The organism is Burkholderia sp. 9775_39, from assembly GCF_015712225.1.
Classification (GTDB): Bacteria; Pseudomonadota; Gammaproteobacteria; order Burkholderiales; family Burkholderiaceae; genus Burkholderia; species Burkholderia cenocepacia.
The window spans coordinates 114821-126841 of sequence record NZ_JACCQC010000011.1; the positions used below are offsets into that span (position 1 = coordinate 114821).

The 12021-nt window shown below is 69.0% G+C and carries 11 protein-coding genes; 8 read left to right on the forward strand and 3 right to left on the reverse strand.

What is annotated here, in order from left to right; translation table 11 throughout:
- Window positions 1-137 precede the first annotated feature (137 nt).
- From glpD to H0X90_RS17015, 3 genes are all read left to right on the forward strand, one after another.
- Complete coding sequence (gene glpD, locus H0X90_RS17005; RefSeq protein ID WP_077189712.1) at window positions 138-1661, forward strand: glycerol-3-phosphate dehydrogenase; 1524 nt, start codon at window positions 138-140, stop codon at window positions 1659-1661.
- Window positions 1662-1765: 104 nt separating this feature from the next.
- The gene (gene glpK, locus H0X90_RS17010) at window positions 1766-3268 is read left to right on the forward strand and encodes a glycerol kinase GlpK (protein WP_006497360.1); all 1503 of its coding nucleotides are present in this window, start codon (window positions 1766-1768) and stop codon (window positions 3266-3268) included.
- Between the two features lie 81 nt (window positions 3269-3349).
- Entirely contained in the window at window positions 3350-4066 is a 717-nt protein-coding gene (locus H0X90_RS17015; RefSeq protein ID WP_006484467.1) for an MIP/aquaporin family protein, read from the forward strand.
- 60 nt (window positions 4067-4126) lie between these two features.
- Here the strand turns inward: H0X90_RS17015 and H0X90_RS17020 are convergent, their stop codons facing one another.
- From H0X90_RS17020 to H0X90_RS17030, 3 genes are read right to left on the reverse strand one after another with little or no spacing between them, the layout of a single operon-like run.
- Complete coding sequence (locus H0X90_RS17020; RefSeq protein ID WP_077189713.1) at window positions 4127-5377, reverse strand: NAD(P)/FAD-dependent oxidoreductase; 1251 nt, start codon at window positions 5375-5377, stop codon at window positions 4127-4129.
- A 4-nt stretch (window positions 5378-5381) separates the two neighbouring features.
- Window positions 5382-5690 carry a non-heme iron oxygenase ferredoxin subunit gene (locus H0X90_RS17025; protein ID WP_077189714.1) on the reverse strand — a complete coding sequence of 103 codons (309 nt, stop codon included), beginning with the start codon at window positions 5688-5690 and terminating at the stop codon, window positions 5382-5384.
- A gap of 36 nt (window positions 5691-5726) precedes the next feature.
- Window positions 5727-6809 carry a fatty acid desaturase family protein gene (locus H0X90_RS17030; RefSeq protein WP_077189715.1) on the reverse strand — a complete coding sequence of 361 codons (1083 nt, stop codon included), beginning with the start codon at window positions 6807-6809 and terminating at the stop codon, window positions 5727-5729.
- A gap of 174 nt (window positions 6810-6983) precedes the next feature.
- Here H0X90_RS17030 and H0X90_RS17035 point away from each other — a divergent pair, with 174 nt between their 5' ends.
- The 5 genes from H0X90_RS17035 (at window position 6984) to H0X90_RS17055 (ending at window position 11985) form a co-directional block, all read left to right on the forward strand.
- Window positions 6984-8048: a LacI family DNA-binding transcriptional regulator gene (locus H0X90_RS17035; RefSeq protein ID WP_048987471.1), complete on the forward strand. Its 1065-nt coding sequence runs from the start codon at window positions 6984-6986 to the stop codon at window positions 8046-8048.
- A 143-nt stretch (window positions 8049-8191) separates the two neighbouring features.
- On the forward strand, window positions 8192-9217 hold the full coding sequence (locus H0X90_RS17040) for a hypothetical protein (protein WP_058901786.1): 1026 nt from the start codon (window positions 8192-8194) through the stop codon (window positions 9215-9217).
- A gap of 40 nt (window positions 9218-9257) precedes the next feature.
- Window positions 9258-10085: a TIM barrel protein gene (locus tag H0X90_RS17045; protein WP_077189716.1), complete on the forward strand. Its 828-nt coding sequence runs from the start codon at window positions 9258-9260 to the stop codon at window positions 10083-10085.
- 38 nt (window positions 10086-10123) lie between these two features.
- The gene (gene iolG / locus H0X90_RS17050; RefSeq protein WP_077189717.1) at window positions 10124-11110 is read left to right on the forward strand and encodes an inositol 2-dehydrogenase; all 987 of its coding nucleotides are present in this window, start codon (window positions 10124-10126) and stop codon (window positions 11108-11110) included.
- Between the two features lie 188 nt (window positions 11111-11298).
- Complete coding sequence (locus H0X90_RS17055) at window positions 11299-11985, forward strand: HAD family phosphatase (RefSeq protein WP_058902291.1); 687 nt, start codon at window positions 11299-11301, stop codon at window positions 11983-11985.
- Window positions 11986-12021: the final 36 nt, after the last annotated feature.

The following is a 12021-nucleotide window of genomic DNA, read 5'->3' on the forward strand; positions in this document are numbered from 1 at the left end:
CCGCCAGTATCGTCCGGGATCGTGTCGCGCGCTACTGGCCCCGCTTTTTCGAACTTTACTTTTTCGATTCCGTTCGTTAAATTTCGAATTCGAACATTTCATGTTCGCCCCATTTCAACAGACGATAAGGACAGCAGGTGACCCAACCGAATCGCTACGATCTGCTCGTCGTCGGCGGCGGCATCAACGGCGCGGGGATCGCGCGCGATGCGGCCGGCCGCGGCCTGTCGGTCATGCTCTGCGAGCAGGACGACCTCGCGTCGCATACGTCGTCGTCCAGCACGAAGCTGATTCACGGCGGCCTGCGTTACCTCGAGTACAACGAGTTCGGACTGGTGCGCAAGGCGCTGCAGGAGCGCGAAACGCTGCTGCGCGCGGCGCCGCACATCATGTGGCCGCTGCGCTTCGTGATGCCGCACATGCCGAACCTGCGCCCGGCCTGGCTGATCCGCATCGGCCTGTTCCTCTACGATCACCTCGCGAAACGCGAGCTGCTGCCCGGCTCGCGCGGCATCGACATGCGCCGCCATGCGGCCGGCGCGCCGCTGATCGACTCCATCAAGCGCGGCTTCGTGTATTCCGACGGCTGGGTCGACGACGCCCGCCTCGTCGTGCTGAACGCGATGGACGCGAAGGAGCGCGGCGCCGAGATCCTGACGCGCACGAAGCTCCTATCCGCCGAACGCCGCGGCGACGAATGGGAAGCGCGGCTGCAGCAGGCCGACGGTTCGATCCGCGTCGTGCAGGCGCGCGCGATCGCAAACGCGGCCGGCCCGTGGGTCGGCGACGTGCTGCACGGCGCGCTCGGCCGCGGCGCGCATCACAGCGTGCGGCTCGTGAAGGGCAGCCACATCATCACGCGCCGCCTGTTCGATCACGATCACGCGTACATCTTCCAGAACACGGACAAGCGGATCATCTTCGCGATTCCGTACGAGCACGACTTCACGCTGATCGGCACGACCGACGTCGAATACACGAGCGATCCGGCGAAGGTCGCGATCGATCGCGACGAGACGCAGTACCTGTGCGATTCGATCAACCGCTATTTCAAGCGCAAGATCTCGCCGGCAGACGTGCACTGGACCTATTCGGGCGTGCGCCCGCTGCTGGAAGACGAGAACGCGGCGAACGCATCGGCCGTCACGCGCGACTATCGCCTTGAACTCGACGACGGCGCGGGCGCGCCGCTGCTGTCGGTGTTCGGCGGCAAGATCACGACGTTCCGCAAGCTCGCGGAAGAAGCCGGCGACATGCTGTGCCGCGCGCTCGGCCGCGACGCGAAGACCTGGACGGCCGGCGTCGCGCTGCCGGGCGGCGACATCGCGGACGCGAAGTTCGACGGGTTCGCCAGCGCGTTCGCGAAACGCCATCCGTGGCTGCCCGCCGCGCTCGCGCGCCGCTATGCACGGGCGTACGGCACGCGTGCGGAGCGCGTGGTGGCGGACGCGAAGTCGCTCGCCGATCTCGGCGCCGAAATCGCGCCGGGCATCCACGATGCGGAACTGCGCTACCTGCGCGACGCCGAATGGGCGACCTGCGCGCAGGACGTGCTGTGGCGCCGCTCGAAGCTCGGGCTGCACGTCGCGCCCGGCACGCTCGACGCCGTGACCGCCGCGGTCGACGCATGGTTCGCCGCCGCGCATGCGCCGCACGCCTGATCCGAATGCAGTTGCAGTTGCCTGACCGACGTTGACTCACCGACGCGCCGCTCACATGCGGCGCGCATCACAACTAAGCCAATCCACGGATGGAGATGAGAGACATGCAGGACCAGTACATCCTCGCGCTTGACCAGGGCACCACGAGTTCCCGCGCGATGCTGTTCGATCGCCAGGGCAATATCGTATCGATCGCCCAGAAGGAATTCGAACAGATCTACCCGCAACCCGGCTGGGTCGAGCACGACCCTCAGGAAATCTGGTCGACGCAAGCCGGCGTCGCCGCGGAAGCCGTCACGCGCACGGGCCTGAACGGCACGTCGATCGCCGCGATCGGCATCACGAACCAGCGCGAAACCACGATCGTCTGGGATCGCGAGACGGGCCAGCCCGTCTACAACGCGATCGTCTGGCAGGATCGCCGCACGGCCGACTTCTGCGACTCGCTGAAGAAGCAGGGCCTCGAAGCGAAGGTGCGCGCGAAGACCGGCCTGCCGATCGACTCGTACTTCTCCGCGACGAAGATCCGCTGGATCCTCGACAACGTGCCGGGCGCGCGCGACAAGGCGCGCCAGGGCAAGCTCGCGTTCGGCACCGTCGACAGCTGGCTCGTGTGGAACTTCACGAAGCATGAGCTGCACGTGACCGACGTGACCAACGCGTCGCGCACGATGCTGTTCAACATCCATACGCGCGAGTGGGACAGCGAGCTGCTCGAACTGCTCGACATCCCGCGCAGCATGCTGCCCGAAGTGAAGGCGTCGTCGGAAATCTACGGCCACACGAAGACCACCGTGTTCGCATCGAAGATCCCGCTCGCGGGCATCGCCGGCGACCAGCATGCGGCGCTGTTCGGCCAGATGTGCACGACGTCGGGCATGGTGAAGAACACCTACGGCACCGGCTGCTTCCTGATGATGAACACCGGCGACAAGCCGATCGAATCGAAGAACAACCTCGTCACGACGATCGCCTGGCAGATCGGCGACGACGTGCAGTACGCGCTCGAAGGCAGCATCTTCATCGCCGGCGCGGTCGTGCAGTGGCTGCGCGACGGCGTCGGCCTCATCAAGACGGCCGCGGAAATCGAGGCGCTCGCCGCCAGCGTGCCGCATACCGACGGCGTGTATCTCGTGCCGGCCTTCGCCGGCCTCGGCGCACCGCACTGGAACGCGCGGGCGCGCGGCTCGGTGTTCGGCGTCACGCGCGGCACGAGCGCCGCGCATCTGGCGCGCGCGGCGCTCGATGCGATCGCGTACCAGTCGCTCGACGTGCTGGCCGCGATGGAAGCCGATTCGGGCATCAGCATCGGCGAGCTGCGGGTGGACGGCGGCGCGAGCGCGAACGACCTGCTGATGCAGTTCCAGGCCGACCTGCTCGGCGTCGACGCGGTGCGCCCGCAGATCACCGAGACGACCGCGCTCGGCGCGGCCTACCTCGCGGGCCTCGCGATCGGCTACTGGAAGAACCTCGACGAAGTGCGCGACCAGTGGCAGCTCGATCGCCGCTTCGCACCGTCGATGCCGAAGGAGCAAGTCGAGCAGCGCATGGCCGGCTGGCAGCGGGCGGTGCGCGCCGCGAAGGCATGGGCCGACGACGCCCAGTAATCCGAATCAGTCCGGACGACATACAACAACACCGGCGGACCGCGCGATGCGCGAGTCCGCCGTGACATACGAGAGACAATCATGTCACCTTACATTGCAGAATTCATCGGCACAGCGATCCTCGTGCTGCTCGGCAACGGCGCGGTCGCAAACGTGCTGCTTGCAAAGACCAAGGGCAAAGGCGCGGACCTGATCGTGATCGTGATGGGCTGGGCGATGGCGGTATTCGTCGCGGTCTACGTGACCGCGTCGTTCAGCGGCGCGCACCTGAACCCGATCGTCACGATCAGCCTCGCGCTCGCGGGCAAGTTCGCGTGGTCGAAAGTCGGCGGCTACGTCCTCGCGCAGATGCTCGGCGGGATGGCCGGCGCGTTGCTCGTGTGGCTCGCGTATCGCCAGCACTTCGCGAAGGAAGCCGATGCGGACCTGAAGCTCGCGGTGTTCTGCACGGCGCCGGCGATCCGCAGCGTCACGCACAACGTGCTGACCGAAGCGATCTGCACGTTCGTGCTGATCCTCGGCGTGCTGTATCTCGCGTCGCCGCAGGTCGGCCTCGGCGCACTCGACGCGCTGCCCGTCGGCCTGCTGGTGCTCGGCATCGGCATCTCGCTCGGCGGCCCGACCGGCTATGCGATGAGCCCCGCGCGCGACCTGTCGCCGCGCATCATGCATGCGCTGCTGCCGATTCCCGGCAAGCGCGACAGCGACTGGCGCTATGCATGGGTGCCGGTCGTCGGCCCGCTGCTGGGCGGCGCCGCGGCGGCCGGCCTGTATCTGCACCTGCACACCACGATCTGATCGCGGTTTGAACGAAGCGCGCGGCCTGCACTGCCGCGCGCTTCACGCCCCTGCGTCGTTCTACCGGTCATTCACGGCCGTCACCAGCGATTTCAGCTTCACGTCGACGTCCGCGACCGCCGCCGGCGTCACGTCGGTCCCGCGCTCGACCAGCATTCTCGCCACGCGCATGTCCTTCACGAATCCCGCTGCACGGCCGAAGCCGCTCGCCGCGACGAGCCGCGCGCGCGCGTCGAAGTGGAAATGGATTTCCGCATCGTCGCCGAGCACGCGCGCGACCGACCGCGTGCCGAGCGCCGGCTCCCCAGCCACCTGCAACTGCGCATCGTATTGATCGGACCAGAACCACGGCGTATCGCGATACGGCTCGCCCGCGCCGAGCATGTTGCGGGCGGCGACGTGCGCTTGCGTCTCGGCGCCGTGCCAGGTCTCCTGTCGAACCAGCTGGCCCGATAACGCGCTCGGAAACACGGCGACGTCGCCGGCCGCGTAGATGCCGCGCGCCGACGTCTCGAGCTGCGCATTCACGACGATCCCGCGCTCGACCGCGAGGCCCGCATCGCGCGCCAGCTCGTCGGCCGGTTCGATGCCGATGCCGGCCACGACCGTGTCGGCGATCAGCGTGTCGCCGTCGTCGAGCACGACGGCCAGCGCCCCGCCCGCGGTCCGCTCGATCGCCACCGGCGTCCGGTTCAGACGAATCGCCACGCCCCGTGCGTCGTGCAGCGCATGCACGCGCGTCGCGATGGTGGCCGGCACCGCGCGGCCGAGCAGTCGCGGCGCCGCATCGAGCACGGTCACGCGGCAGCCGCGCTGCCGCGCCGACGCCGCGACTTCGAGACCGATGAAGCCACCGCCGATCAGCACGATCCGCGCGTCGGGAACGAGCCGCGCGCCGAGCGCCGCCGCATCGTCGAGCGTGCGCAAGGCGAATACCCCGTCGAGCGCCGCGCCCGGGATGGCCAGGCGACGCGCACGGCCGCCCGTGGCCAGCAGCAGCGCGTCGTAGCCGAACACGTGCCCGCCGGACACCCGCACTTCGCGTGCGTGCGGTTCGATGCGCTCGACGGTCGCGACGATCCGTTCGATGCGATCGGCCGCCCAGGCTTGCGCATCGCGCAACCGGCATTGCGCCGCGCTGCGCTCGCCCGTCAGCACGCCCTTCGACAACGGCGGCCGCTCGTACGGCGGATGCGGCTCCGCGCCGATCAGCACGATGCGCCCGCGCCAGCCGCACGCGCGCAGCTCCTGCGCCGCGCGGCCGCCCGCATGGCCCGCACCGACGATCGCCATCACCCGGTCGCTGTTCATTGCGTCATACCTCGATCAGGATGCGGCCGTCTTCGATCTTCGCGCGGTACGTGCGCAGCTTCTCGCACGCGGGCGCCGACAGCGGCCGGCCGTCGCGCACGTCGAAGCGGCCGTTGTGCTTCGGGCATTCGATCACGTGATCCATCACGAGCCCGTCCGCGAGATGCACCTGCTCGTGCGTGCACAGGCCATCGCTCGCATACACGTGGCCGCCGATCCGGTAGATCGCGTACGTGCGGCCGCCGTGGTCGAAGCGTGCGACGTCTTCATCGTCGATATCGTCGAGCGCGCCGGTGTCGATCCATTGCGTCATGGTGTGTGTCTCCTTCGTCGGGATATTGGATAACGGCTAGGCGCGCGCGGCATCGGGCACCGGCCGCACGACGCAAGCGGACGGGTCGCGCGTCTGCCGGACCAGCGCCGGCACGATCTCCGCGTACGCGGCCAGCGTGCTGCGGTACGGCGGCGGCATGTCGGCCTTCACGGCTTCATGCAGCTTCGGCAACGCATGGAACGGCACCATCGGGAACATGTGGTGCTCGACGTGATAGTTCATGTTCCAGTACAGGAAGCGGAACACCGGATTCATCATCACGGTCCGGCAATTGCGCCGGTGATCGAGCACGTTCTCCGGCATGCCCGCGTGCTGCGTGAGGCCGAAATACAGGTACAGCCACGCGCCGTAGAGGCTCGGCAGCCCGATGTAGAGCAGCGGCAGGAGCGTGTGCCAGTACAGCGCGGCGCCCGTCACGAGTGCGTAGATCGCGAGATGGATGCGCGACTCGCGCACGACCTTCGGCCATTCCGATGCAGGTACGTAGGTGCGCTCCTCGTCGTCGAGCCGGCCGGTGAACGACACCGCGATCATCTTGCGCAGTTCGCCGGCCACGTGCTTCAGCGCGACGACGTTCAGCGCGAGCGCGAGCCAGTCGGTCGGCTTCGGCGCGGCGATTTCCGGATCGCGCCCGACGATCAGCGTATCGGTGTGATGGCGCGCATGGCTCCAGCGCCAGGCAGTCGCGCGGCGGAACACCTGGAACGACGCGACCTGGTACAGCGCGTCGTTCATCCAGCGCGTGCGGAACGCGGTGCCGTGCCCGCATTCGTGCCAGCGCGAATCGGCCGGGCTGCAGTACAGCGTGCCGTACACGAAGAATGCGGGGATCGCCCACGCCGAGTGCGCGCGCCACGCCAGCCACGCGAGCGCGCCGCTGATTGCAATCGCCGCGTACCAGATCAGCGTGTCGCGAATCGCACGCGCATCGCCGCGCTGCATCAGCTGCTTCATCAGCGGCCGCGGCACCGCGCAGCGGTACCACGCGGCGTTGACGAGCCCGGCCGCGTGCGCGCGCTCGCCGGCGCCGCCAATCATTCGGTATGCCTGACGGCGCGCCGCCGTGGGTTCGCGTGCCGGGTCGTCGGGTTGGGCCACGTCTGTCTCCTGGGGTTCTCGTGCGGGGGAAGCGCGGCAAGCGCTTCGCCATAGGAACGAAATTAGGCGAGCGGCCGCCCCGCCTCAATCGAAACGTTGACGAAATTTCGCCACCGCTTTAGCGTTCCCGACAACGCCACGCGATCGATGGCGACCCTCACGATGGAGACGACCATGGCAGGTGAATCCGGGCCGCGCTGGCGCAAGCGTACCGCGCGCTTCGACGAGATCGCGGCGCTCGCCGGCGTCAGCACGACCACCGTCGACCGCGTGCTGAACGAGCGCGGCAGCGTCTCCGCGCAGGCGCGCGAACGCGTGGTGGCGGCCGCGCGGCAGCTCGGCGTGCCGCGGCAGCTGCCCGACACGCGGCACGGGCTGATCCACGTCGACGTGCTGCTGCCGGACACCGACGCGCCATTCTTCCGACGCTTGCAGCAGGCGCTGCAGCGCTCGCTGCAGATGCTCGACCGGCGCGTGGTCGTGCACCGGACGATCCTGCCCGCCGCGGACGACGCGCGCGCCGCGACGCTGATCGAACGGCCCGCGTACCGGCGCGCGGCGCTGATCGTCACCGCGCACGACACGGCCCGCGTGCGCGACGCGCTGGCCGGCGCGATCGCGCGGGGCGAGACCGTCGTCACGATGGTCACCGACATCGGCGGCATCGACCGCACGCACTTCGCCGGCATCGACAACTATCGCGCCGGGCGCACGGCCGGCTACTACATCGGCCGCCTCGCGGCGCGCCCCGGCCGCGTGCTGCTGCTCGGCGGGCGCATGGGCTACCGCGCGCACGTCGACCGGATGGCCGGCTGCCGCGACCAGCTCGCCGACGCGTTCGCCGCCGTGCGCTGCGACGACGCGCCGGTCGAGACGCTCGATCAGGACGACCGCTGCTACCGCGCGGTGTCGAAGGCGCTGCAGGCGCACGACGACGTGGTCGCGATCTACAACAGCGGCGCCGGTTCGGCCGGCATCGAAGCGGCGCTGCGCAAGGCCGGCGCGATCGGGCGCGTCGTATGGATCGGCCACGAGATGATCGACCAGCATCGCGCCTTCATCGAAGCCGGCGCGATGGATCTCGCGATCGACCAGGATCCGGACGGACAGGCGATTTCCGCGCTGCAGCACGTGCTGCATGCATGCGGCATCGTCGAACAGCCGCCGCCGGACGATCCGGTCGAATTCCGCGTGTTCTGTCCGGCGAACGTGAGGACGAGCGCGTACCTGCAGCCGTGAATCGCGCCGCGCGGCGGACCGTGTGCTCGTGGCGAAAAAATCGACCGTCGCGTTGGCGATTTTTCGCCAACGTTTGTCATGCGGGTCGCGCCGCGCCTCCGTACATTGGTCAGCCATCGATAACCGACAACGGACAGGAGACGATGGCTGAACCGATCCTCATCGGCGTGAACCTCGACGGCGTGCTCGAACACGACGGGCTGCCGCCGCCCACGCCCGCCGAGCGCTTCCGGCGGGTCGCCGCTGCCGGCGTGTTCGATTACATCGAAAAGAACCCGGTACGCGGCGAGGACCTGTCGCCGTATTTCGCGCTGGTCGACCGCCACGCGCTGCCGATTCGCGTGATCGGCGGCATCTGGTGCGCCGGCCGCGACGAAGCGCATGTCGCCGAGATCGTCGCGGCGGGCGCGCGCTTCGGCAGCACGGTGCTCAACTGCCAGCTGTTCGCGCATCACGCGGACGGCCATCCGCTGTCGGACCGCGAAGTCGCCGATTTCTACCTGCGCGCCTACGCATCGGGCGAGCCGGTCGGCTGCCTGCCGAGCCTCGAAGTGCACGTCGACATGTGGAGCGAGGATGTCGCCCGCGTGGCGCGCGTCGCGCGGCTGGTCGAGCAGGCCGGCGCGCCGTTCCGGATCACGCTCGATCATTCGCATCTGCTGTTCAAGATCGGCAACCGCGCCGAGCTCGACGCGTCGGGGCTTCGCGAATCGGCCGACGGCGGCTGCGCGATGCTCGACCCGGCGTCGCCCGCCGCGATCTACACCGACTGGATCGCGCGCGGCTGGGTCCGGCATGCGCATGCGCGCAGCGTGACGCCGAACAATCCCGCCAACCGCTGGATGCGCCGCGCGGACGGCCGGCCCGGGCGCGGTATCCAGTACCCGTTCGTCGAACCCGCGCCGGGCGCCTATCACGGCGAATGGCGTGCGGCGTCGCTCGATCCGTGGAAAGCCGCGCTGCGCCAGTTGCTGCACGCGCAAGCGCAGGCCGAGGTTCACGCTCCCGCTCCCGCGCAGCCGGCACGACTCGAGCAGATCAGCTGCGAGTTCATCCCGTTTCCCGACTACGGCGGCGGCGCACGCTATTCGATCTTCGACAACAACGTCGCGTGCGCGCAATGGCTGCGCGACACGTGGCAAGCATTCGCCGCGCATGCCGGCACCTGATTCGCCCCCCACGCCCCACTCAAGCTCCAAGGACAGAACGATGACGCAAGCCTGCCACTTTTCGCTGAACCGGATGAGCGCGCCGCGCTTGCCGCTCGACCGCTACGTCGCGCTGTGCCGGCGCCTCGGTGTCGACACGATCGAGATCCGCAACGATCTCGACGGCGTCGAGCTCGCCGACGGCACGCCGGCCGCCGCCGTGCGCGCAACGGCCGAGGCCGGCGGCGTGACGATCCTGACGATCAACGCGCTGCAGCGCTTCGAGCAGTGGAACGCCGAGCGCGCGGACGAGGCGACCGCGCTGGCCGACTACGCGGCGCAATGCGGCGCGCGTGCGCTGGTGCTGTGCCCGACCAACAGCCGCGCCGACACGCGCAGCGCGGACGCCCGCCACGCGGATCTCGTGACGGCGCTGCAGGCGCTGAAGCCGATCCTCGCGGCCCGCGGCCTGCTCGGCTTCATCGAGCCGCTCGGTTTCGAGGAATGCGCGCTGCGCCGCAAGTCGGACGCGGTGAAGGGCATCTACGCGGCGGCGGGCGAGCCGGTGTTCCGGCTCGTGCACGACACGTTCCACCATCATCTCGCCGGCGAGGACATCTTCTTCCCGAACCTGACGGGCCTCGTGCACATCTCGGGCGTCGAGGAAGCCGACCTGCCGATCGAGCGGATGCGCGACGGCCACCGCGTGCTGGTCGGCGGCGCCGACCGGCTCGGCAACATCCGGCAACTGCGCGAACTGCTCGCGCGCGGCTACCGCGGCGCGCTGTCGTTCGAGCCGTTCGCGAGCGAGATCGCCGAAGCCGACGACATCGAAGACCGGCTGCGGGCGAGCATCGACTACGTGCGCGGCGAGCTGGCGGATCGCTGAGCGCATCGGCAAGACAACGCAATCCACAGGAGAACGGAATGATCGAATTCGCTTTGTTCGGCGCGGGCCGCATCGGCAAGATCCACGCGGCGAATCTCGCGCGCCAGCCGGGCGCGAAACTGACATACGTGATCGACCGGCACGCGCCGTCGGCAGAAGCGCTCGCCCGTACGCACGGCGCGCAGGTCGCCGACGTCGAGCGCGCGCTCGGCGACGCGTCGGTGCAGGCTGTCGTGATCGCGTCGAGCACCGACACGCACGCGGATCTCATCGTCGCCGCCGCGAACGCGGGCAAGGCGGTGTTCTGCGAGAAACCGGTCGACCTCACCGTCGAACGCTCGCGTGCATGCGCGGACGTCGTGCGGCGCGCCGGCGTGACCTGCATGATCGGCTTTCAGCGCCGCTTCGACCCGACCTTCGCGGCGCTGAAGGCGCGCGTCGAGCGCGGCGAGATCGGCGCGCCGGAAATGCTGGTCGTCACGAGCCGCGATCCGGGCGCGCCGCCCGCCGACTACATTCGCAGCTCGGGCGGCATTTTCAAGGACATGCTGATCCACGACTTCGACGTGTTCCGCTGGATCCTCGGCGACGAAGCGCAGACGCTGCACGCGACGGGCAGTTGCCTGACCGATCCGGCCGTGCACGACGCGGGCGACATCGATTCGACCGCCGTGACGATCCGCACGCGGCGCGGGTTGCTGTGCCAGATCAACACGTCGCGGCGCGCGGCCTACGGTTACGACCAGCGCTTCGAGCTGCTCGGCAGCCACGGGATGCTGCAGGCCGGCAACGTGCGGCCGACCGAGGTGAGCGCCTGGCTCGCGGGCGGCATCGCGACGGACGTGCCGGAGCCGTTCTTCCTCGAACGCTACCGGCACGCGTACGCGGCCGAGATCGCGCACTTCGTCGACGCGCTGCGCGACGGCACGCCGGTCCGGACGACGATCGACGACGGGCTCGCCGCGCTCGAGCTGGCCGAAGCCGCGATGACGTCGTGGAAAACGGGGCGCGTGATCGCGCTGTGACGCCGTGAACGGCGGCGGCCCGCGCAACCGGGTCGCCGCAGCCGCACGACCGGCGGCACTCGGGCACGCGTCGCCGCAGTAGCACGGCCGCATCGGGCAAATTTGCCGCCACGTCGCGCGGCAGGCGCATGAAAGCACGTATGATGGCGAATCGATCGGCGTCGCCGATATCCCGCGTTTTCATCACCATGCTCGATCACCTCATCTGCGACTGCGACGGTGTGCTCGTCGACAGCGAAGTCATCGCCGACCGCGTGCTGCTCGACACGCTGTCCGCCACGTTTCCCAACCTCGATTTCGAAGCCGCCGCGAAGTCGGCATTCGGCCAGCAGACGTCGCGCTTCCTCACCGGCATCGAATCCCGCTTCGGCATCGAGATGCCCGCCAACTTCATCGAGACCATCGAGCACAACATCGAAATCGCGCTCGCGCAATCGCTCGCGCCGATCAGCGGCGTGCGCGACGCATTGCTGAAGGTCACGCTGCCGGCCGCCGTCGTGTCGAACAGCCGGCTCGTGCGCGTGCGCAATTCGCTGAAGCGCGCGTCGCTCACCGAGATCTTCGGCGAGCGCGTGTTCAGTTCCGAACAGGTCGCGCGGCCGAAGCCCTACCCCGACGTCTACCTGCATGCGGCGCACACGCTCGGCGTCGAGCCGGCGCGCTGCGTCGTCGTCGAGGACAGCATCTCGGGGCTGAATGCCGCGCGGGCGGCCGGGATGAAGACGATCGCGTTCGTCGGCGCGAGCCACATCCCCGACAACTACGCGGACGCGCTGCGCGCGATGGGCATCACGCGGATCATGCGCCGGATGGACGAACTGCCGGCGCTCGTCGAAGCCGGCATGCGCGGCGAATTCGGCGACATGCAGTCCTGATCGTCATTCGGGCCGGACCGGGTCGATCCGGCCATG

Excerpts from the sequence above, each read along its gene's own strand:
- glpK (WP_006497360.1), top strand. The coding sequence starts at position 1,766 with ATGCAGGACCAGTACATCCTCGCGCTTGACCAGGGCACCACGAGTTCC.
- H0X90_RS17015 (WP_006484467.1), top strand. The coding sequence starts at position 3,350 with ATGTCACCTTACATTGCAGAATTCATCGGCACAGCGATCCTCGTGCTG.
- H0X90_RS17020 (WP_077189713.1), bottom strand. The coding sequence starts at position 5,377 with ATGAACAGCGACCGGGTGATGGCGATCGTCGGTGCGGGCCATGCGGGC.
- H0X90_RS17025 (WP_077189714.1), bottom strand. The coding sequence starts at position 5,690 with ATGACGCAATGGATCGACACCGGCGCGCTCGACGATATCGACGATGAA.
- H0X90_RS17035 (WP_048987471.1), top strand. The coding sequence starts at position 6,984 with ATGGCAGGTGAATCCGGGCCGCGCTGGCGCAAGCGTACCGCGCGCTTC.
- H0X90_RS17040 (WP_058901786.1), top strand. The coding sequence starts at position 8,192 with ATGGCTGAACCGATCCTCATCGGCGTGAACCTCGACGGCGTGCTCGAA.
- H0X90_RS17045 (WP_077189716.1), top strand. The coding sequence starts at position 9,258 with ATGACGCAAGCCTGCCACTTTTCGCTGAACCGGATGAGCGCGCCGCGC.
- iolG (WP_077189717.1), top strand. The coding sequence starts at position 10,124 with ATGATCGAATTCGCTTTGTTCGGCGCGGGCCGCATCGGCAAGATCCAC.
- H0X90_RS17055 (WP_058902291.1), top strand. The coding sequence starts at position 11,299 with ATGCTCGATCACCTCATCTGCGACTGCGACGGTGTGCTCGTCGACAGC.